Below are 22754 nucleotides of genomic sequence, written 5' to 3'. Positions count from 1 at the left end.
CGTGCCGTTCAGGTGCCCCGCTCGCGCCGGGAAGTGGCTCATATTCCCCTGAGTCGCCGCAATACCGCATCTTCTGACACGACTCCTGCGGCATCCTGCAATCCGAACGGACGAATAACGTACGGCCTCTCACTTTTACCTTTTACCCCTTTCCCTTACTCGTAGCAGGTGTACACTGCGCGCGATCTCTCCAGCCGATTTTTATCCTGCCCTGACCGAAACCTGCGGATTTAATCGCTATTCATCCAGAAACACGCCATTTATGTTGTTGCAGCACACCACCAAAGGAGCCGTTATGAGCGTATACAGCCTGACTTCCGGGGAGCTTGCTACCTATGGTATTACCGCCACGACTGAGGTAATCCATAACCCCGATTACGACCTGCTGTTTAAGGAAGAGACCCGCCCCGGGCTGACCGGTTACGAGCGCGGTACGGTGACCGACTCCGGGGCCGTTGCCGTCGATACCGGCGTCTTTACCGGCCGTTCGCCAAAAGATAAGTATCTGGTGCGTGACGAGACCACCCGCGACATGCTGTGGTGGAGCGACCAGGGCACCGGTAAAAATGATAACCAGCCGCTGACGCCGGAGACCTGGCATGCGCTGAAGGAGCTGGTTAGCCGCCAGCTCTCCGGCAAGCGGCTGTTTGTGGTCGACGCCTGGTGCGGCGCTAACCCGGATACCCGCCTGTGCGTGCGTTTTATTACCGAGGTTGCCTGGCAGGCGCACTTCGTCAAAAACATGTTTATCCGGCCGGACGACGCGTCGCTCTCCTGTTTTACCCCGGACTTCGTGGTGATGAACGGCGCAAAATGTACCAATCCGCACTGGCAGGAGCAGGGGCTGAACTCAGAAAATTTTGTCGCGTTTAACCTGACCGAGCGTATGCAGCTGATCGGCGGCAGCTGGTACGGTGGCGAAATGAAGAAGGGCCTGTTCTCGATCATGAACACCCTGCTGCCGTTGAAGGGGATCGCATCCATGCACTGCTCGGCCAACGTGGGGAAACAGGGCGACGTGGCGATATTCTTCGGGCTTTCCGGGACCGGCAAGACCACCCTCTCGACCGATCCGCAGCGCCAGCTGATTGGCGATGACGAGCACGGCTGGGATAACGACGGCGTGTTTAACTTCGAAGGCGGCTGCTACGCTAAAACCATCAACCTCTCCGCGCAGGCCGAGCCGGAGATTTATCACGCCATCCGCCGCGACGCGCTGCTGGAGAACGTGGTGGTACGCGCGGACGGCTCGGTGGATTACGCCGACGGCAGCAGGACCGAAAATACCCGGGTTTCTTACCCGATTAATCATATTGAAAATATCGTTAAGCCGGTCTCGAAAGCGGGTCACGCGAAAACCGTGATCTTCCTCACCGCCGACGCCTTTGGCGTGCTGCCGCCGGTGTCACGGCTGACCCCGGCACAAACGCAGTACCACTTTCTGTCCGGCTTTACCGCCAAGCTGGCCGGCACCGAGCGCGGCGTCACCGAACCGACGCCAACCTTCTCCGCCTGCTTTGGCGCGGCGTTCCTCACCCTGCACCCGACGCAGTACGCCGAGGTGCTGGTAAAACGTATGCAGGCCGCCGGCGCGCAGGCGTGGCTGGTGAATACCGGCTGGAACGGCAGCGGTAAACGGTTTTCGCTGCAGGACACCCGCAACATCATCAACGCCATTCTCAGCGGCGAACTTAACGAGGGGGAGACGGTAACGCTGCCGGTGTTTAACCTGGCGATGCCGCTGCAGGTCAGCGGCGTAGACGGTCAGCTACTGGATCCGCGTAACAGCTACGCTAACGGGTCGGAGTGGCAAACGAAGGCGCAGGATCTGGCGCAGCGCTTTATCACCAACTTTGAAAAATTTACCGATACCGCAGCGGGTGCCGCGCTGGTGAAGGCGGGCCCGAAACTCTGAGGACGTTTGTGACCGCGGTCAGGCGGTCAGGCAGTCAGGCAGTCAGGCAGTCAGGCAGTCAGGCAGTCAGGCAGTCAGGCAGTCAGGCAGTCAGGCGGTCAGGGTGCCGGGGTTCCCGGCAGGGTGTTCACCGGCGGCAGCGGCAGCCAGGCACGGATTTTCAGGCCGCCCCTGTCGCTACGTCCAATCTCCAGCGTGCCCTGGTGGGCGTCGATAATACGCTGCACGATGGCGAGGCCCAGGCCGGTTCCGCTGGTGCTGCGCGCGCTGTCACCGCGTACAAACGGCTGGAACAGATGTTTAAGCTGGTCCGGCTCAATGCCCGGGCCATCATCTTCCACCTGGAACCACGCCCGTTGCAGCTCACGTCCCGAACTGACCTTGATCCAGCCGTTGCCGTAACGCGCGGCATTAACTACCATATTGGCCGCAGCACGCTTGATCGCCAGCGGATTAATATCCAGCATCAGTTCCGACGGCATCACCGCGCTTTCGATCTCGCGTTCGTAGCCGCTTTCGGCCGCCACAACCTCACCCAGTACGCCATTCAGATCGGCGACCTCAAACTGCATCTCCTGGCCGGTGCGCAGGTAGTCGATAAACTGTTCGATAATCGCGTTGCACTCTTCGATATCTTTATTGATCGACTCGGCCAGATAGCCGTCCTGTTCGGACATCATCTCCGTCGCCAGGCGAATACGCGTCAGCGGCGTGCGCAAATCGTGGCTGACCCCGGCCATTAACAGCGTGCGATCGTCAGCCAGCTGCTTAACGCCGGAGGCCATTTGATTAAAGGCCCGGGTCACCGATCGCACCTCCGACGCGCCGTACTCGCGCAGCGGCGGCGGAATAATGCCTTTTCCCACCTGCACCGCAGCGTGCTCCAGTTCGACTAAGGGTCGGTTCTGGATGCGGATAAACAGCCAGGCACCGCCGATCGCCAGCAGCATAATCGCCAGCGTATAGCGGAACAGCGGCGAGAAGTCGCCCTGGTGGATCTCCGTCAGCGGCACGCGCACCCAGATATCCGGCGACAGCCAGGTTTTCAGCCACACCACCGGCGAGTTTTTATTAACTTCAACCCGCACATCGGTCGGCCCGCCCAGCTGCTGCGCCATCTGCTGGCTTAAAAACTCGTAGTGCTGCGCCCAGCGCAATCCGCTCTCTTCCGCCGCCGCATTGGTATACAGCGAGATGCCCAGCTCGCGGTAGATTTCACGGCGGAAGGCCGGTGGCACCTCCAGCTGCGTGCCATCTTCCAGCTGCAGCCGGTCGGTCATCAGCATCCGCACTTCATAGGCCAGCACTTTGTTAAACTGCTGCAGGCTCGGCAGAATGGCAAAGTTCAGCACCACCAGGTAGGTCGTGACCAGGCTGACAAACAGCAGGGTCACGATCAACAGCAGCGTGCGGGCAAACGAACTGCGGGGAGAGAAGCGGAATCGCCTCATGCTTTACTGCCGTCCGGTACAAACACGTAACCGAGGCCCCAGACGGTCTGGATATAGCGCGGGTGCGCCGGGTCTTCTTCCACCATGCGGCGCAGGCGGGAGATCTGCACGTCGATCGAGCGCTCCATGGCGCTGTATTCGCGGCCACGGGCCAGGTTCATCAGCTTATCGCGCGACAACGGTTCACGCGGGTGGCTCACCAGCGCTTTCAGCACCGCGAACTCCCCGCTGGTCAGCGGCATTGGCTCATCTTCGCGGAACATCTCGCGGGTGCCGAGGTTCAGCTTAAACTTACCGAAGGCGATCACCGCCTCTTCCTGCGACGGGGCACCCGGCAGCTCGTTGGCCTGGCGACGCAGCACGGCGCGGATACGTGCCAGCAGTTCACGCGGGTTAAACGGTTTAGGGATGTAGTCATCGGCACCGATTTCCAGGCCGACGATACGGTCAACCTCTTCCCCTTTCGCCGTGACCATAATGATCGGCATCGGGTTGCTCTGGCTGCGCAGACGGCGACAGATCGACAGGCCGTCTTCGCCCGGTAACATCAGGTCCAGCACCATCAGGTGGAAGGACTCGCGGGTCAGCAGGCGGTCCATCTGTTCGGCATTGGCCACGCTACGCACCTGGAAGCCCTGTTCGGTCAGATAACGCTCCAGTAACGCACGCAGGCGCATATCGTCATCCACGACCAGAATTTTGTAGTTTTCTTGCATTTCGTTACTCCCAAAGGCGCTATTGCCTGAGCTGGTATTTTTAAAAAAGATGCCTGAATGTAACAGTCAATAATGGTTTATATTGTAGCCGAAATTGTTACAAAGCATATTAAACAGGGGTTTATATTGCATTTCGCATCCCCAGCACGCCGCAATCAACCGTCAAAAAGGCTGATTTTGCCATCACAAACAGACAGTAAGCACAGGGTTTACAGAACGTCCTGTCAGCATGGACGTTGTAGCAGACGAAGAAAGGTAGGATATGGACTACACTCCGTGTCACTTCTTCTGATTCTGACCGACAGCACACCAGGTTAAGGTACGCAGATTGCCGGATCATGTCCGCTGTTGTCGAACACGCACTGTCCGTTTTACGCGCTGATTGAGTCAGTGTACTCTGAAATTGTTCTGCTGATTCAGCGCAGCCCGGATAAGAATCCGTTATGACTCACCCTCACAAAACGTCTGACCTCAGGACGATGCGTACCAGCGTAACCAGTAATGAAATTTATTATCTGCAAGGTTATAACTAATGACAAACAAGGTAATTATTGTTGATGATCATCCTCTCGCGGTGATGGCGATTAAAATACTTCTGGAGAATGCCGGCTTTATCGTCGCGGGTACCTGTGACAACGGCACCGCCGTGCAGGCGATGGTGCAGCAGCAGCAACCGGATATCGTGATTATTGATGTCGACCTCCCCGGTATTAACGGCATCGACGTGGTTAAACGTCTGCGCAACTACCGTTTCACCGGCATCATTATCGTCATTTCAGGGAAGAACTCTGCCTTCTACGGCCAACGCAGCGCTGAGGTGAAAGCCAACGGCTTTGTCAGCAAAAAAAATGATCTGCCATCACTGGTGAATGCGATTCAGGCAGCGCAGAACGGTTACGGTTACTTCCCGATATCGCTGGAAGATGGCGATGTCTCCGCGGGTATGAGCGACAGCGACAAACTTAATTCACTCTCCGCGCAGGAGCTGATTGTATTTCGTCTGGTGGCGCAGGGACTGACCAATATGGAGATCGCAGAGCAGATGAGGATCAGCAATAAAACCGTCAGCACCTATAAAATCAGAATGCGGGAAAAACTCGGCTGCCAGAGCCAGAAAGAAGTTTACGACTTTTCTATCCGCAACAATATGGAATAAACCATGCTGAAAAAGCTGCTGCCCGCGCTGGCGATCGTGACATTATTGTTCAGCTCGCCTGGCGGCGCGGCCAGCCCTGCGCCACAGCCTGTGACGCTACACAGCAACGCCCCCCCTGCCACGATCAGTGTCAACCTGGCCGACCGCGACTGGCGCTGGCTGGGTGAAAAACGCCAGCTCAGCGTGGCGATCTGGCGACCGACCAACCCACCATTCGAAGTGATGTCCAGCCAGCAGGGGTACTCGGGTATTAATGCGGATTATCTGACAATGATTGCTGACAGCCTGGGAATGAAAACCCGTGTGCTGCAGTATCCCTCACGCAGCGCGGCACTGCAGGGGGTGATTGATGGCGATGTGGACATGATGGTCGATGACGCAGGCATGACACCGCCTGCGTCTCCGGAACTCACCGGATCACGCGATTTCCAGCCAAACCGGCCGGTGCTGGTGGGGCGCGAAGGGGAAATGAGCTGGCCTGCCCACACCACGCGCAACATCACCCTGGCGGTGGCACGCGACTACCTGCCGGATGCCCGGTTAACGGAGCAGTACCCGCAGGCGCGCATACGGCGCTATGACAACAATCAGAGCGCGATCGCCGCCGTGGCCACTGGCAAGGCTGATTTTATGGTGGCGGATATGATCAGCGCGAACTTTATGATAGACCGCAACTACGCCAATACCCTCGCCGTCGTCTCTCTGCTACCGCAGGAAGCGGCCGGGGCACGGTTTATTTTCCGCCGCGATCAGCCGGTTCTGCGCCGTGCGCTCGACACGACGATCGGTGCAATTCCGCCCGCGGTAAGCCAGGCGATGGTCAGCCGCTGGAGCCGCGGGGCCGAATTGCTCTACCTCCACGCCCCGCTGGCGCTGACGCCGCAGGAATCCCGTTGGCTGGCGCAGCATTCGCAATTGAAGGTGGTGATCAATCCGTTTTTTGCCCCACTTACGGTCGTGAATGATCGTGGAGAGTTCCACGGCATCAGCGCCGATATTCTGCGGCTGATCCATCTGCGTACCGGGCTGAACTTTACTCCGGTAGTCGTGAACTCGTTTGATGCCATGTTCGATACCCTTAACCACGGAGAAGCAGACTTTGTCGCAGCCTTAAGTGCCAGCCCGCAATGGGAAAATGTGCTGAACTTTACCAGCAGCTACGTCTCCACCCCGTTTGTACTGGTGGTCAAAAACAGAGATAACGCGCCGACCGAACTGCGCAACGGGTTAACCCTTATCACCCTATCCGGCAGCGCACTCAGTGATGAGGTCAGGCAACGCTATCCGGACATTCGCTGGCTAACCGCAAATAACGTCAGCCAGGCGTTACAACAGGTGGTAGCCGGGAAAGCCGATGGTGCCATCGCTTCCCTGTCCGGAGCGGGCTATACCATTGATCGTTACTTCAGGGGCCAGCTGAAAATTGCCAGCCGCCTCGAGCAAACCCCGGCCAGAATCGGTTTTGCCGTGCGTAAAGACTCGCCAGAACTGGAGAGCATACTCAATAAGGCACTGCATGATATCCCGCCCAGCTATATAACCAGTGTTGTTAACAAGTGGCAGGGTACGCCCGATATCGAACAGGATACCTGGGAACTGTATGACACGCCGTTTTACTGGCTGGTCGCCCTCTCAACGCTGCTGATCCTTAGCTCGCTGGTATGGGGCATCTCGTTACGCCGCACCATCCGGGTGCGCCAGCAGGCACAGGCCGACTTACTGGCCCAGCTGGCTTTCCGCGATATTTTACTTAACGGCTCACCTACCCCGGTTTACGTCGTCAATCCGCTGGGCGAGATCATCAGCCGTAACCGCGCTTTCGACAGTTTCTTTGCCAGCCAGGACGCGAAGACCCTCGCACTGCCGTTGTTTGATCGCCGACATCCACTTTCACCGTTGATTGACGATCTCTCCGCGCAGATGTCTGCCACCACGCTTCCGGAAGAGACAGAAAGCCTGCAGCAGGTAAAAACCTGGACACTGACGCACGGCAGCGAGCCCAAAATTATCATTCACTGGGCGACGCCGTGGCTGGACGCCGACCGCCAGTTGGCCGGGTTGATCTGCGGCTGGCAGGACATTACCGAGCAGCAACAGTTACTGCAGCAGGTTTCACAGGAAAAAGAGAAAGCAGAGGCCGCAAACCGGGCCAAAACCACCTTCCTGGCGACCATGAGCCACGAAGTGCGCACGCCGGTTAGCGCCATTATCGGGCTGCTGGAGCTGGTTAACAGCCGCCACCGCCAGCCTGTCGAAGAAGATGATGAGATCCGCCTCGCACACGGTGCAGCTCAGTCATTGCTGGGGATTATTGGCGACATTCTCGATATGGCAAAAATTGAGTCCGGCCAGCTGGAACTGGTACCGGAGTGGGTGGACGTGGAAACACTGGTAGCGGGAACGCTGCAGATTTTTGCCGGGCAGGCTCAGCAGAAGGGGCTCAGACTCAGCTTCCATACCGCAGGCAACATGAGCGATTCCGGTCACGCAGGCTGGGCTGACAACACGGGCAACGGTGAAGTTGCCCGTGTTGTCAGCGTAGCGGAACAGGTAAGCCATCGCGACAACCCGGCCAGCGGCAGCGAAGATGTCTGGCTGGATGCGGTACGTCTGCGCCAGGTACTGGCGAACCTGATCGGCAACGCGGTGAAATTTACGCAGGCTGGCGAGATCAGCGTAACACTCATCAGCCAGTTGCAGGCTGACGCCGCCCTGCAACTCAGCGTGCAGATTAGCGACAGCGGCCCGGGTATGACGGCCGCAGACCAGGCAAAACTGTTCAAGCCTTTCAGCCAGTTGGAGGCCGGGCGGCGACAAACCGGCAGTGGCCTCGGGCTGGTGATCAGCAAAGAGCTGGTGGAAAAAATGGGCGGAGAGCTGACGATGCATAGTGCTCCGGGCCAGGGAACCGTGTTCACGTTGCAGCTTAGCGTCCCGTCACGGCCACGCGTGCTCAGCAATACGGCCGCAACGGCCGCCAGCCTCCGCAATGGCCGGCCACTTAACGTGCTGATTACTGACGATCACCCAACCAACCGTCTGCTGCTGCGGCATCAGCTGGAAACGCTGGGCCACCGGGTGACCGAAGCTGAAGACGGCATTCGGGCGCTACAGCTGTGGCAACCGCAGCGTTTTGATCTGTTGATCACCGACTGCAATATGCCGTATATGGACGGATACCAGCTGGCCGACGCCATCCGGCGTTTTGATGCTGAGGCCACCGTTTGGGGGCTTACTGCTAACGCCCAGCCGGAAGTGCGGGCACGTTGCCTCGACGCCGGAATGGATCAGTGCCTGTTTAAACCACTGACGCTGGCAGGGCTGATGCAGTTGCTGGCCGGAGTGGTACCTGTGGTACCGCAGCCCAATGCTGAATCAACACCGCGGCCAGAACAGACATCCTCCTGTTCAGCGCAGATCGGATCGGACTCTCTCAGCGAATCACCTGCTCTCACGAATGATGTGATGTCGGCAGCGCCCCCTGTGTCGCTGGACACGCTGATTGACCTGACAGGGCTGCAGCAGCTCACCGCCTCACAGCCCTCACTGCTGCGGCAAATGCTGGAAAAAACCCGCGAAGAGAATCAGAAAGATGGCGACCAGGCTCGTCGCTGCCTGCAACAGCAGGCCTGGCCGCAGCTGGCTTCCTGCCTGCATCGCCTCAGCGGTGCCGCGTCTATCCTCGGTGCTGAGCAGATCGAAGTGTTGTGCGACACGCTGGAACAGCAGTGTCTGCAACAGCCGCTGACGCTGACACCACTGGCACTTGACGACCTGCTGCAGCTGCTGGCACAGCTGGACCAGGCGATCCGCTACCAGTTGGCTGATACCACCGATTGACACTTCCCTGGCCTGATACTCCCTTGCCCTGGGTGATCCCAGCCGCTTCGGTGTTTGTAGTCCTCAACTTACAAACGCCGAAGCGCTGTCTTATTTTTATTTCCTGAACGCGCTGTATTATCAGCAGTTAGCGAGAAAGATAATAGATAATATGAGAGACGACAAATGCCAGAGTAAACTCTGCAGCAGGAAGGTGGCTTTCTGGCAATAAACAGAAGGAAGGGGCTATGCAGAACAGATATCATTCCGACCTGTCACCGCAGGTAATTGAAGAGAAGCATATTTTTATTATGTCTTCCTGCACTTATACCGCCATGGGCATTGATGAATTATGTGCCAGCTACGCAGGATGGCGACTTTGTGGTGTAGCACGATCGATAGCTGAGTTAAAAAAATATATGAATAAGCATCCTGCCAACATGCTGATTATTGAGGCCGGCTATGCATCTATTGATATCTGCACGCTACGCAGATTATCGGAGAAGCTTGAAGGAAGAATCATTCTGCTGATGGATGAAAACACCATCAGTCTGCAAGAAGTCTACCGCATTGCCGGTATTAATATTGCCGTGACGAAATCGTTGCCGCTGAGCGTGTTACTGAGCCTGATGCACTGGATGATGTATGCGCCGCAAGAGACCTTACGCCCACAACTCTTCCATCCACGGCTTCACTGAGAGAGAACACAGTATTAAGGCAAAGGAACATTATGATCCGCTTTACTTTGCTTTGTGGTGTAACACAGAGCAAATTAAAGTCTGAGGCCTGCTCCTTGTGCTCTGGCCATTCCTGCCTGGAGCGAACAAGATGAGGCCACACCCCACCCTGTCATCCCTCGCCACGGATATCTGTCAAAAATAGAGGTTTCACTGACCTCTGTCTTCCACCAACTGTCCGCCCTTTGTCCGTTATCTTTCACCTGTAACCATTGATTGTCCTTCTCTGCCGTCCAACCTTCATCTGTTAAGATTAGCTCACTACAGGCCAGGTCCTCCAGCCATTGCAGGCCCCATTAATGCAATATCGTTTTCATACATCACCATTACAACGATGAGAACAACCATTACCTTCCAAAAAAAATAACGACCCTCTACGGACATTAATCCATCACAATCACCACTCCACAAAAAGAAAAACCGTTCCTTCCTGTTAAATGGCTGATGATGTAGGACAGGGACTACACCTCCACACGTTTTGTCTTATTGTTAGCCGGACACCAAATCACTATTATTTGCTCACTGACACGGCAAGGCCAGTCAGTAAAACGGATTGTTTAACTCTCAGACTACGCTTCCACTGGAAATATAAAATATTTCCTCGATTAAACGGAATACCCATTTATAACAATGGCCGTGCTGAGATTTACATTAGTGCCGTAATAAACCAAACACTATTAATCGAAGGAATTTTTTAATGAAAAAGAATCTTATTGTTGTTGCTCTGGTTGCTGCTGCTTCCCTTTCTGCTGCTCAGGCTATCGCGGGTGGCGCAGGCCAGGTTAACTTTGAAGGTGCGATCACCGATCAGGCTTGCACCATCGTTAACACCGTTACTAATCCACTGGATGTTCAACTGGGTACTTACGGCAGCAACGAATTCCAGGCCGCTGGTGATACTACAGCAAAAATGGGCTTCGACATTGCTCTGACCAATTGCCCGGCTTCTGCTACTGCAGCCTCAGTGAACTTCGACGGTAAATCTGACGCCACCAACGGCGATCTGCTGGCGCTGACTGCCGGTGTTGGCATCGCTACTGGCGTAGGCATCCAGCTTTATGATGATGTTGGCACTGAAATCGCACTGCACACCCCATCCAAGTCTTATCCGCTGGTATCCGGTGACAACACCCTGCCGTTTGCCGCTGCTTACAAGTCTACCGCAGCGACCGTAACCGCAGGTCCTGCTGACAGCGTTGCTAACTTCTCTATTATTTACAACTAATTAGTTGCGCTTCTCGACGGTCCCCGTCGGGAGGCATCGTTCAGGCTGGCTTCGGCCAGCTTTTTTCTGCGGAGTCATTTCTGACATGAAACTAACCCTTAAAACTCTCATTCTCCCGATGTTACTGACCACCGCCGCCGCTCAGGCAACGGAAGCGGGAGGTGTCACCATTGGCGGTACTCGTTTGATTTACGACGGGGGAAAAAAGGAAGAATCACTCAACATCATCAATTCGGATAAAGGGCCTTTCCTTATTCAGTCCTGGGCGGAAACCCAAAATGGTGGAACTGAAAAAGCGCCCTTTGTCGTGACCCCACCGCTGTTTCGTCTGGACGGTAATCAGCAGAACATGCTGCGCGTCGTTCGCACCGGCGGCAATCTGCCGGAAGATCGTGAATCACTGTACTGGCTGAATGTGAAGTCCATCCCAACCGGTAGCAAAGGCGAGGATGCCAACACCTTACAAATCGCCGTGAAAACACGTATCAAGCTGATTTACCGCCCGCAGGGCTTAAAAGATATACCGGAAAACGTCACTAAAAGTCTGACGTGGAACCAGACCGGCAACACGCTCACGGTCACCAACCCGACGGCATATTACATGAATTTCCAGCAAGTGAAGGTCGGCGGACGTGAACTGAAAGATGTCACCTGGGTGGCACCAATGAGCACCGCGACCTTCGATGCTGCAGGCGCAACAGGTGACGTCACCTGGAAACTGATCAGCGACTACGGCGGCACCGGTGCCGAACACGGCAAAGACCAGTAATACCCTGGATAGCAATAAACACTGCCATCAGTCAGGAAGTGTCAGCATCAACCTTGTTCTATGGAACCTCAGAATGAAGAACAATAAACAAAACAACAATCTGCAGCTGCGTGTAAGCCAGGTGGCCTGTTTTGTCGCCGCCCAGCTGGCACTTTCCACCGGGGTAGTGACCCAGGCACAGGCGCAGGAGCGGGACTATTTTAACCCGGCATTGCTGGAATTAGGTGCGCCGAACGAACGTCCCGTTGATCTCTCGGCTTTTGAAACCCAGGGTGGACAGCTGCCAGGCACCTATAACGTGGAGATCTATCTCAACGATCAGAAGATGGAGTCCCGCGACGTCGAATTTCGCATGGGCAAAGACGCCAGTGGCAAGGAAATGCTGCTGCCGTGTCTGCCTGTGGATACCCTGCAAAGCTGGGGGGTGATCACCTCGGCTTTCCCGGATCTTGGTGCTCCGGGCAGCGAGTGCGCCAATATTTCAGCGATACCGCAGGCCTTCAGTGACTTCCGTTTTGGTCGCCAGCAGCTGCTGCTCAGTTTCCCGCAGTCGGCAGTGAACAACTCGGCGCGCGGCTGGGTAGATCCGGCGAGCTGGGATCAGGGGATCCCTGCTTTCCTGCTTAATTACAGCGCCACTGGCTCAAATAACTCTGCCAGAAAGGGAGAAGGGAAGAACAGTGAAAGCCAGTTCATTAACCTGCGTCCGGGCATTAACGTTGGCCCATGGCGTGTACGCAACTACACCACATGGAGTCGCTCAAACAAAAACGGCCAGGAGAACGCCAGTGAAAGCAGCTGGGAGACAGTCTATACCTACGCCCAGCGTGACATTATTGCGTTAAAAAGTCAGTTTAAAGCCGGTGACAGCTCGACCCCGTCGGACGTATTTGACAGCATTTCCTATCGTGGTCTGGAGCTGGGTTCTGACGACGATATGCTACCGGACTCCCTGAAAGGCTATGCCCCGGTAGTCCGCGGAATTGCCCGCAGCAACGCCAAAGTAACCATTCGCCAGAATGGATTCGTGATTTACGAAAACTACGTGTCGCCTGGGGCGTTTGAAATCACCGACATGTACCCTACTGGCGGTTCCGGTGATCTGAACGTCACCATTACGGAGTCCGATGGCAGCGAACAGCATCAGGTGATCCCCTTTGCCTCCCTGCCCGTACTACAGCGAGAGGGACGTTTAAAATATGGCATCACCAGCGGTGTGTATCGCACTTATGACAACGGCGTTGAACAGACACCGTTGACCCAGGCAACCGCCATCTACGGCCTGCCAAAAGGTTTCACGCTATACGGTGGCGGTCAGTTCTCCAGCCATTACAAGTCTCTGGCACTGGGTGTGGGTAAAAACCTTGGCGACTTTGGGGCCGTGTCAGCAGACGTGACCCACGCATGGTCAACCATGAAGGATCAGACACCAGAGAACGGACAGTCATGGCGTATGCGTTACAGCAAGAACTTCGCGGAAACAGGCACTAACTTTACGATTGCCGGCTACCGCTACGCTACGGAAGGGTTCTGGGGTCTGCAGGAGGTACTGGATACCTGGCGTGATACCGGTTATTCACCCTTATCTGAGCGCCGTCGTAACCGTGCAGAGTTAACGATGTCGCAGCAGCTGGGCGATACAGCCGGCAGCGTATCGCTGAGCGCATTACGTGAGGATTACTACAACGCGGGTAAGACGCTGGAGTCCTATGGCGTGGGGTATAACAGCGCCTGGAACAGCATCAGTTATGGCATTAACTACAGCTATAACCGCAATGCGTACAGCTCGACCAACGGCAAATCATACGACGAAGATCAACTGCTTTCCGTAAATGTCAGCATTCCGTTCAGTGTATTTGGCCCGAAAGACTCATCAACGTATGCCGGTTATATGCTGAACACCAGCAAGAAGGGAAAGACCAGCCAGAGCGTCAGTATGAGTGGTACGACCCTTGAACAGAAAAATCTGAGCTGGAGCGTACAGGAAGGTTATACCTCCGGTGGTCTGGGCAACAGCGGCAGTGTCAACGCGAACCTGCGCGGCACCTATGGTGACGTCAACGGTGGCTACAGCTATGACCAGAACAACCAGCGCCTGAATTATGGCGTGAGCGGCGGCCTGATTGTTCACCAGAATGGCGTCACTTTGGGTCAGCCGCTGGGCGAAACCATTGCACTGGTCGCCGCTCCGGATGCGGCAGGCATCGCGGTTCAGGGTCAGATGGGGGTGAAAACAGACGCGCGTGGCTATGCGATAGTGCCTTATGCCAGCCCTTATCGCAAAAACGAAATCACCCTGGATACGCAGTCCTTCGGTGATGAAGTTGAAGTGGCGATCACCAACCAGACGGTTATCCCCACCCGGGGTGCGGTGGTGCGGGCCAACTATCAGACCAGCGTTGGCTATCGCGTGCTGATGAATCTGACACGTGCCGGAAGCTCTCCGGTGCCATTTGGTGCGGTAGTGACGAATAAGGCCAGTAAAACCGGTGACGGTTATATCGTCGGCGAACAGGGGCAGGTGTTCCTTACTGGTATGGCGCAACATGGCAACCTGCTGGTGAAATGGGGCAATGGTGCGGATGAACAGTGCCAGGTAAATTACAACCTGCCGGATAAACCGCAGGGAATTACGAATATTGATGCGCAGTGCCATTAAGGCATACCGCAGTAAGGAATAGATATGTTTCTGAATCTGAAAAAAATCAGCACTCGCAATAGTGGAACATCAGCATTGTCCGGATGGAAATCAGCAGGTATCGGCGTTGTGGTACTGGGTGTGCTCAGCTATTCTGCCCAGTCGGCAGCCTGTTCGACACCCCCGGTGAACCTGACCGTGACCAGTTCGGTTACATCCCTGCAAATAAATCCGGACGTCGCGGTTGGACAGGTAGCAGGTCAATATTCATTAAGCTGGCCGGCATTTAGCAATATCTGTGAGCCTGCCCGAGGTATGAGTGTCTATGAGGAGTATATTACGTATCAACCTTATGGTATTGGAGCGACGCTGTTCCCTACAAACATAGGCGGACTTTCTTATCGCATGAAAGTAAACCAGGGGAAGTTTTCTGCCACGCCAAACTATAAGAGCTCTACGTATAATTATGCAGGTGGAGTAGGCACTGCGCCCGCAGGAACCGCAACCGTTGAGCTGGTTAAAACGGGTACAATAGCCAATGGCGGACAGCTGTACCCCGTTAACTACACTATGTTTTTATATTCTGCGAATAACTATGGCTATGTCGTAGGAGGATGGCGCATTATCAGCCCAACTAGTATTAACATTACGCTTCCTCTTAAGGCATGTACGGTTACGCAGTCCGCAATTACGGTCAACTTAGATACAGCTGAAACGGCGAAACTGGCAACCGCCGGAAGTACAACCAAGGATAAGTCCTTTAGTATTCCGATAAACTGCCCAAGTACACGAAACCTTTCCCTGCAATTTAGTGGAACAATGGCAGATAACAGCAAAGGCGTACTGAAGAATCTGAAATCCGGCAGCAGCAATGCATCAAGTCTGGGTATACAGTTATTAAGAAATGGCACCCCTGTTCAGACAGGCACGAAATATAACATTGGGAACGTCACCGGGAACTATTCAGTGCCGATGACTGCCAGATATTATGCACTGGCAAATAACGTTCCTACTGGTGATATCCAGTCAATCTCGTACGCTACCATTACTTATAACTAAACTGATGAACTGAAAATAGATTATCAGAATAGCCTGTTAATGTCGGGCTGAGGGAGTAATTAAATGAATACAGTTATCAAAAGAATGCTTGCTGTTCTGATGTCCGGCTGCTGCACGCTGGCTGCCTATGCGGTCGACACCAGCATTACGGTGAATGGCAAAGTCATCGCCTCGGCCTGTCAAACCGGTGTAGGTGCTGTCTATAACATTGATCTTGGACAGAACCATAAAGAGTCAGACCTAGCCAGTGCAGGCTCAGCTACTGGCTATGTGGCTCAGGATGTTGTCCTGAGCAACTGTCCGGGCGGCACCAACACCATTAAGGCGGCCTTCTCAGGGACCGCAGATAGCCTGAATCCGACCATGTATGCCAACAAGAACGGAACCGGTTACGCGACAGGCGTCGCCGTGCAGTTACAGAATGCCATAGCCAGTACTGATGTCGGCAATCTTGCCACCATGTCCGTCAACAAGAATGTCAGTAACCAGGCCATCTTTCCGCTCAGAGCCCGCTTATACAGTAAAAATGGGGGGGCAAAGACAGGTGCCGTTGAGGTTTCGGTCATTATGAACCTCACCTACAACTAAAAAATTAATCTGTAGAAAACACACTATTTTTTCAGCAAAAAATGACGTTTTACGACGTTAAATAAGGGTAATAACATGAAAATCATGCCTGCTAACGCATTGATTGGCCTGTCTTTCATCGGATTGCTATTTGCTTCGTCCGCTCAGGCAGATTCCGTCACACTCAACCTCAGCGCCAGAATTCAGGCAGCGGCTTGCACCGTCAACCCCGTACTGGTGGCCGGCCAGCCGGTTTCACTTGGCTCACTGGACAGAGGCGGCTTTCAGAACAGTGGCGATGCCGACCCGACATGGCATGGGTTCTCCCTGGATCTCACTAACTGCCCTGTTGCAACGCAAAAAGTGACTGCGACGTTCTCCGGCACGCCGGACAGCAACGATGCTGCGTTATTTGCCAATTCGGCAACGGTGGACGCCGCCACCAACATGGCCGTTGAAGTCTCAAAACAAAATGATAACGGCGTCATTATTTCTAACGGCAGCACCCTGACGGTGAATGTGGATACCCCCACGGGTACAGCATCATTCCCGCTGGCCGCACGAATGAAAACACCGACCGGTAATGCACAAGGTGGGAAAGTTTCTGCCGTTATGGTGGTTGATTTCACTTATCAGTAACGCATTGCCGTCCACACGGTTCCCTGTTTTATCCTGTTGTTCCCCGGGCGGTGTTCTGCTCTTTGCTGACCCGGTTTTTTTTCCTCTGTAAACCGCTACCGAACCGGCTTACTGGCTAATGCCGCCCTGCCTGGTTAATGCGCCATTTGCATCCCGCCCGCTGCGATCACAGAATAGCGCTTTACCCGAAGCAACCACGGCTTAACCATGAAAACCAAACTGATCACCCGTGAAGGCTACGACCTGCTGAAGCAGGAGCTGGATTTTCTGTGGCGCGAGGAGCGCCCGGACGTGACCAAAAAGGTCACCTGGGCCGCCAGCCTTGGCGATCGCAGCGAAAATGCCGACTACCAGTACAATAAAAAGCGCCTGCGCGAAATCGATCGCCGGGTGCGCTACCTGACTAAATGCCTGGAGCAGCTGCGCATCGTTGACTACTCGCCGCAGCAGGACGGTAAGGTGTTCTTCGGTGCCTGGGTGGAGGTGGAAAACGACGACGGCGAGATTAAGCGCTTCCGCATCGTCGGCTACGACGAAATCTTTGGCCGCAACGACTATATCTCCATCGACTCGCCGATGGCGCGCGCGCTGCTGAAGAAAGAGGTCGGCGATGCCGCGACGGTGCATACGCCGCTGGGCGAGGCGCTGTGGTACGTGAATGAAATCAGCTACGTAAAATAGTCTGAAAGCACGCGTTACAACGCATCCGGCGGCCCGGCCGCTGGAAATCTGCGGCGGCAGTCCGTATAACTGATGCCCTGTTTGTTAAGCCATAAAAGAACATCATGATGAATGAATCGCTGAGCCGCATTATTGCAACCGAGCTGCAGGCCAGAGCAGAACAGGTCGACGCCGCTGTTCGCCTGCTGGATGAAGGGAATACCGTGCCGTTTATCGCACGCTATCGTAAGGAAGTGACCGGTGGGCTGGATGATACCCAGCTGCGCCAGCTGGAAACGCGCCTGAGCTACCTGCGCGAGCTGAACGATCGCCGCCAGTCGATTCTGAAATCCATTGCCGATCAGGGCAAGCTGACCGACGAGCTGGCCGCCGCCATCAACGGCACGCTGAGCAAAACCGAGCTGGAAGACCTCTACCTGCCCTATAAGCAGAAGCGCCGCACCCGCGGGCAGATTGCCATTGAGGCCGGGCTGGAGCCGCTGGCGGAAACGCTGTGGCACGAGCCAAAGCATGACCCCGAGCAGCTGGCGGCGGGCTACGTTGACGCCGATAAAGGCGTAGCCGACGTGAAGGCCGCCCTCGACGGCGCGCGCTATATTCTGATGGAGCGCTTTGCCGAAGACGCGTCGCTGCTGGCGAAAGTACGAGACTATCTGTGGAAGAACGCCCACCTGGTGGCGAAAGTGGTAGCCGGTAAAGAGGAAGAAGGCGCCAAGTTCCGCGACTACTTCGACCATCACGAAGCGCTGGCCAGCGTGCCGTCCCACCGTGCGCTGGCGATGCTGCGCGGCCGCAATGAAGGGGTGCTGCAGCTGGCGCTGAACCCGGATCCGCACTCTGACGAACCGCCGCGCGAAAGCCACGGCGAGCAGATTATCACCAGCCATCTTGACCTGCGCCTGAACAATGCCCCGGCAGACGCCTGGCGTAAAGCGGTGGTCAGCTGGACGTGGCGCATCAAGGTGCTGCTGCACCTCGAAACCGAGCTGATGGGTACGGTGCGCGAGCGCGCGGAAGATGAGGCGATCAACGTCTTCGCCCGCAACCTGCACGATCTGCTGATGGCCGCCCCGGCCGGGATGCGCGCCACCATGGGCCTCGATCCGGGCCTGCGCACCGGAGTAAAAGTGGCCGTGGTCGACGCCACCGGCAAGCTGGTGGCTACCGATACCATCTACCCGCACACCGGCCAGACCGCCAAAGCGGCCGCCAGCGTCGCCGCGCTGTGCCAGAAGCACAACGTCGAGCTGGTGGCGATCGGTAACGGCACCGCCTCCCGCGAGACTGAGCGCTTCTACCTCGACGTGCAGAAACAGTTCCCGGCGGTGAAGGGGCAGAAGGTGATCGTCAGCGAAGCCGGCGCCTCGGTCTACTCCGCCTCCGAACTGGCGGCGCTGGAGTTCCCGGACCTCGACGTCTCGCTGCGCGGTGCGGTCTCCATCGCCCGCCGCCTGCAGGATCCGCTCTCCGAGCTGGTGAAGATCGACCCGAAATCGATCGGCGTCGGCCAGTACCAGCACGACGTCAGCCAGAGCCAGCTGGCGAAGAAGCTGGACGCGGTGGTGGAAGACTGCGTAAACGGCGTTGGCGTCGATCTGAATACCGCTTCGGTGCCGCTGCTGACCCGCGTGGCGGGGCTGAGCAAAATGATCGCCCAGAATATCGTCAGCTGGCGCGACGAGAACGGCCGTTTTCAGAACCGTCAGCAGCTGCTGAAGGTCGGCCGCCTCGGGCCGAAAGCCTTTGAGCAGTGCGCCGGCTTCCTGCGCATCAACCAGGGTGATAACCCGCTGGATGCCTCAACCGTCCACCCGGAAGCCTATCCGGTGGTGGAGCGCATTCTGGCCGCCACCGAGCAGGCGCTGAGCGCGCTGATGGGCAACCCGGCGGCGCTGGGCGGCCTGAAAGCCGTCGATTTTACCGACGAGCGTTTCGGCGTGCCGACGGTCAGCGACATTATCAAAGAGCTGGAAAAACCGGGCCGCGACCCGCGTCCGGAGTTCAAAACCGCACAGTTCGCCGAGGGTATTGAACAGATGAGCGACCTGCTGGCGGGTATGGTGCTGGAGGGCGCAGTGACCAACGTCACCAACTTCGGCGCCTTTGTCGATATCGGCGTGCATCAGGATGGCCTGGTGCATATCTCGTCGCTCTCTGACAAATTTATCGACGATCCGCACAAAGTCGTGAAGGCCGGGGATATCGTTAAGGTCAAGGTGATGGAGGTCGATCTGCAGCGCAAGCGCATCGCGCTGACCATGCGTCTGGACGAGCAGCCGGGCGAAGGCAACGCGCGGCGCGGCGGCGGTAACGCGCCGGCTAACCGTGATAACGCCCGTCCGGCCAGAGGCGCGAAGCCGCGCCCGGCGGCACAGCCTGCCGGTAACAGCATGATGGGCGACGCGCTGGCGGCGGCGTTCGGGAAAAAACGCTAAGCCCGTTCAGGTAAGAACACCGCTTATCTGATCGCTGCCAGAAAGGGCGGATCGCAGGATCCGCCCTTGTCACTTATCGCTTGTCACTTATCACTTATCACTCTGCTGCCGCTGACGTTGCTCAGCCATTCCGCTGACATACCCCGCTGCTTTGCCGCGAAGGCTGCTCTGAACAGTGATACCTGTCATATCCATGATATGCGTTTGCCGCTGTGATTCACTACTTCAGGTAAAAGCCTTCGTTAGCACCGCTGTTCTGTTCTGCCAGATTGGCGATTTTTCCCCCAGAGACTACAGTGAAATCAACCTACGCACTCTTCAGGTCGGTTCACTGACTATGCAACGCATCACCGCCCTGCTCGACCAGATCTACGGCACCACCCTCTCCGTCAGCCATCGGCAGCAGCTGCTGAAAGCCATTAATGATGCCCGCGAAGGCATCGAACATCAGCGCAAGCCGCACTGGGACGAGCAGGACGTGGTGTTAATCAGCTACGCCGATCAGTTCCGCGAGGAGGGCGTGCCAACCCTGCGCGCCTTTAACCGCTTCCGCCAGCAGCACCTGCAGGGCAGCTTTACGCTGCTGCACCTGCTGCCGTTCTATCCCTGGTCGGCGGACGACGGCTTCTCAGTTGTCGACTACCACCAGGTTAACCCGCCCTACGGCGGCTGGGCGGATATTGCTGAACTGCATCGCCATACCCGGCTGATGTTCGATTTTGTCTGCAACCATATGTCGGCGCACGGCGCGTGGTTTAAGCACTACCTGGCGCAGGAGCCGGGCTGGGACGACTTCTTTATCAGCATGCCGCCGAACGCCGATCTCAGCGCGGTGATCCGTCCGCGCACCTCGCCGCTGCTGACTCAGTTTACCCTGCAGAGCGGCGAAATCCGCCTGCTGTGGACCACCTTCAGCAGCGATCAGGTCGACCTGAACTTTGCCAGCGGCGCAGTGCTGCTGAAGATGGCCGGCGTGCTGCTCGACTACCTGCAGAAAGGGGCCGACTACGTGCGGCTGGACGCCGTCGGCTATATGTGGAAAACCCCCGGCACCACCTGCATCCACCTGGAAAAAACTCATCTGCTGGTGAAGCTGTTTCGCGCTATCGCCGATGAGGTGGCCCCCGGCACGGCGATCGTCACCGAAACCAACGTGCCGCATCAGGACAATATCCGCTACTTCGGCAACGGCGACGACGAAGCACAGATGGTCTATCAGTTCTCGCTGCCGCCGCTGGTACTGCACGCCATCCACACCGGCTCATCGACCGTGCTGGGCCAGTGGGCCGCCACTCTGACGCCCGGCAGCAGCCCGACCACCTTCTTTAACTTTCTTGCCTCCCACGACGGCATCGGCCTCAACCCGCTGCGCGGCATCCTGCCCGAAGAGGAGATCGTCACGCTGGTGCGCGATCTGGCCGCCGAGGGCGCGCTGGTGTCGTGGAAAAATAACCCGGACGGCAGCACCAGCCCGTATGAGGTCAACGTCACCTGGATGGACGCACTGAATCAGCAGGCGGACGATGACGATCGGCGGCTGCGGCGCTTTATGCTGTCGCACGCGCTGCTGCTGGCCTTCCCCGGCGTGCCGGCCGTCTATATTCAGAGCCTGCTCGGCTCGCGCAACGACCGCGAAGGGGTGACCGCCGCCGGCTACGCGCGGGCGATTAACCGCCAGAAGTATGATCTCGCAGAGATTGAGCAGGCGCTGGCCGACGATGGCTCGCTGCGCCATCGCACCTTTCACGCGCTGCGCGCCCTGATTCAGGCACGGATGCGCCAGCCCGCCTTCCACCCGGACAGCCCGCTGCAGGTGTGTGAGGCCGATGAACGGCTGCTGGTGCTGTGGCGCGGCGGCGCGGCTGCGGCCGGGCGGCTGCTGTGCGTGTTTAATCTGAGTGCGGAAACGGTGAGCTACCCGTTACCGGAAGAGCATGACTGGCAGGACGTGGCGGGCGGGAGTCGCATTGACGGCACGCTACCGCTGCTGCTGGCGCCCTGGGAATATTACTGGCTGAAGGCGTAAAGCGTAATGAGCAACCTATGCCGGCAGGGCGCGTGACGTGCGCAGGCTGTCAGGCGGTCAGGCGGTCAGGCGGTCAGGCGGTCAGGCGGTCAGGCGGTCAGGCGGTCAGGCAAACGATATAAAAACGGGTTCAGGGATAACCAGTATGAAAACCATAATGCTGACAAGGTGAACGGGCCAGCGCCCGTTCTGTCAGGGAGTTACCTGTACACTTCCGCCATTGCCAGCGTGCGGTTACGCTCGTCGGCCGCGATAATCACATAGTAGCGCCCGCCCTTCTCGTCGGCCTTTTTCGACAGCCGGGCTTTGGCATCCATCGGCGAGCTGGTGCTGGTGGTGTCAATGGTGCCCAGCGTCTGCAGGTTCATCTCTTTCGCCTGCTCGCGGGAGATCTCTTCGGCAGCCACGGCGTTAAACGCCGCTGCGCCGCTCAGTAACAGTGCTGCGGTAACGATAAGACGTTTCATCATTTCCTCTCCTTAGGTCTGAAATCAAACGGAATCAGGTTTACGCATCAACGCATCAACGCATCAACGCATCAACGCATCAACGCTGTCTATTATCGGCCGTCATATCGTAAGCGCCAGCCAGCACCGTTATTATCGTAATTTATGGGATGGCTTTTTCTCAGTTGACGCCCATTACATCAATCTGATTACAGAATCCACTAACCTGCTCGCAGAACGCGTCGGGGTGAGAAATAAAGGGCGCGTGGGCCGCCTTGCTGAAGAGATGGCTGCGGCTGGCGGGCCACAGCGCGTCGAGCAGCGGCGCTATCGCCCGCGGCACCAGCCCGTCCAGCGCGCCGTACAGCCGCAGCTGCGGCAGCGTCAGCCCGCTCATCGCCGCGCGCAGATCGATGCTGCGCAGGATCTCCAGCCCGCCGTTGAGCACGGCAACCGACGGCACCGGCTGTTCCAG

At 56.7% G+C, this 22754-nt stretch carries 16 protein-coding genes and 1 pseudogene; 13 read left to right on the top strand and 4 right to left on the bottom strand.

Annotated elements, in window-relative coordinates; all coding sequences use genetic code 11:
- Positions 1-295 precede the first annotated feature (295 nt).
- Positions 296-1915: a phosphoenolpyruvate carboxykinase (ATP) gene (pckA, locus tag NV64_RS10915; protein WP_101505915.1), complete on the top strand. Its 1620-nt coding sequence runs from the start codon at positions 296-298 to the stop codon at positions 1913-1915.
- A gap of 98 nt (positions 1916-2013) precedes the next feature.
- On the opposite strand, the gene envZ is transcribed toward pckA, so the two are convergent.
- On the bottom strand, positions 2014-3366 hold the full coding sequence (gene envZ / locus NV64_RS10910) for a two-component system sensor histidine kinase EnvZ (protein WP_101505914.1): 1353 nt from the start codon (positions 3364-3366) through the stop codon (positions 2014-2016).
- Positions 3363-4082 (bottom strand): two-component system response regulator OmpR, encoded by a 720-nt coding sequence (gene ompR, locus NV64_RS10905; RefSeq protein WP_001157751.1) that lies wholly within the window; start codon positions 4080-4082, stop codon positions 3363-3365. The genes envZ and ompR overlap by 4 nt, the downstream gene beginning before the upstream one ends.
- Positions 4083-4614: 532 nt before the next feature.
- Between ompR and NV64_RS10900 the strand changes: the two genes are divergently transcribed.
- From NV64_RS10900 to NV64_RS10850, 12 genes are all read left to right on the top strand, one after another.
- Positions 4615-5238, top strand: coding sequence for a response regulator (locus tag NV64_RS10900; protein ID WP_101505913.1), 624 nt, complete (start codon positions 4615-4617; stop codon positions 5236-5238).
- 3 nt (positions 5239-5241) lie between these two features.
- A complete protein-coding gene (locus NV64_RS10895; protein WP_101505912.1) occupies positions 5242-9078 on the top strand; it encodes a transporter substrate-binding domain-containing protein in 3837 nt (1278 codons plus the stop codon).
- Positions 9079-9305: 227 nt separating this feature from the next.
- The gene (locus NV64_RS23155; protein WP_146005473.1) at positions 9306-9755 is read left to right on the top strand and encodes a hypothetical protein; all 450 of its coding nucleotides are present in this window, start codon (positions 9306-9308) and stop codon (positions 9753-9755) included.
- A gap of 736 nt (positions 9756-10491) precedes the next feature.
- On the top strand, positions 10492-11019 hold the full coding sequence (locus tag NV64_RS10885) for a fimbrial protein (RefSeq protein ID WP_101505910.1): 528 nt from the start codon (positions 10492-10494) through the stop codon (positions 11017-11019).
- Positions 11020-11104: 85 nt separating this feature from the next.
- On the top strand, positions 11105-11788 hold the full coding sequence (locus tag NV64_RS10880) for a molecular chaperone (RefSeq protein ID WP_101505909.1): 684 nt from the start codon (positions 11105-11107) through the stop codon (positions 11786-11788).
- A 73-nt stretch (positions 11789-11861) separates the two neighbouring features.
- Complete coding sequence (locus NV64_RS10875) at positions 11862-14447, top strand: fimbria/pilus outer membrane usher protein (RefSeq protein WP_101505908.1); 2586 nt, start codon at positions 11862-11864, stop codon at positions 14445-14447.
- A 24-nt stretch (positions 14448-14471) separates the two neighbouring features.
- The gene (locus NV64_RS23150; protein ID WP_146005472.1) at positions 14472-15485 is read left to right on the top strand and encodes a fimbrial protein; all 1014 of its coding nucleotides are present in this window, start codon (positions 14472-14474) and stop codon (positions 15483-15485) included.
- 63 nt (positions 15486-15548) lie between these two features.
- Entirely contained in the window at positions 15549-16073 is a 525-nt protein-coding gene (locus NV64_RS10870) for a fimbrial protein (RefSeq protein WP_101505907.1), read from the top strand.
- 75 nt (positions 16074-16148) lie between these two features.
- Entirely contained in the window at positions 16149-16691 is a 543-nt protein-coding gene (locus NV64_RS10865; RefSeq protein WP_101505906.1) for a fimbrial protein, read from the top strand.
- A 207-nt stretch (positions 16692-16898) separates the two neighbouring features.
- Complete coding sequence (gene greB, locus NV64_RS10860; RefSeq protein ID WP_101505905.1) at positions 16899-17372, top strand: transcription elongation factor GreB; 474 nt, start codon at positions 16899-16901, stop codon at positions 17370-17372.
- Positions 17373-17476: 104 nt separating this feature from the next.
- Positions 17477-19807, top strand: a complete 2331-nt coding sequence (locus NV64_RS10855) for a Tex family protein (RefSeq protein WP_101505904.1) — start codon at positions 17477-17479, stop codon at positions 19805-19807.
- Positions 19808-20144: 337 nt separating this feature from the next.
- Complete coding sequence (locus NV64_RS10850; RefSeq protein ID WP_056232561.1) at positions 20145-21833, top strand: alpha-amylase family glycosyl hydrolase; 1689 nt, start codon at positions 20145-20147, stop codon at positions 21831-21833.
- A gap of 200 nt (positions 21834-22033) precedes the next feature.
- Here the strand turns inward: NV64_RS10850 and NV64_RS10845 are convergent, their stop codons facing one another.
- Complete coding sequence (locus NV64_RS10845) at positions 22034-22303, bottom strand: DUF1471 domain-containing protein (RefSeq protein WP_233208964.1); 270 nt, start codon at positions 22301-22303, stop codon at positions 22034-22036.
- 157 nt (positions 22304-22460) lie between these two features.
- A pseudogene (locus tag NV64_RS24010) lies at positions 22461-22754 on the bottom strand (pimeloyl-[acyl-carrier protein] methyl ester esterase); the annotation flags it as partial.

Source organism: Erwinia sp. B116 (assembly GCF_002865965.1).
Lineage (GTDB): Bacteria > Pseudomonadota > Gammaproteobacteria > Enterobacterales > Enterobacteriaceae > Erwinia.
This window is presented reverse-complemented; position numbering and strand designations above follow the sequence as displayed.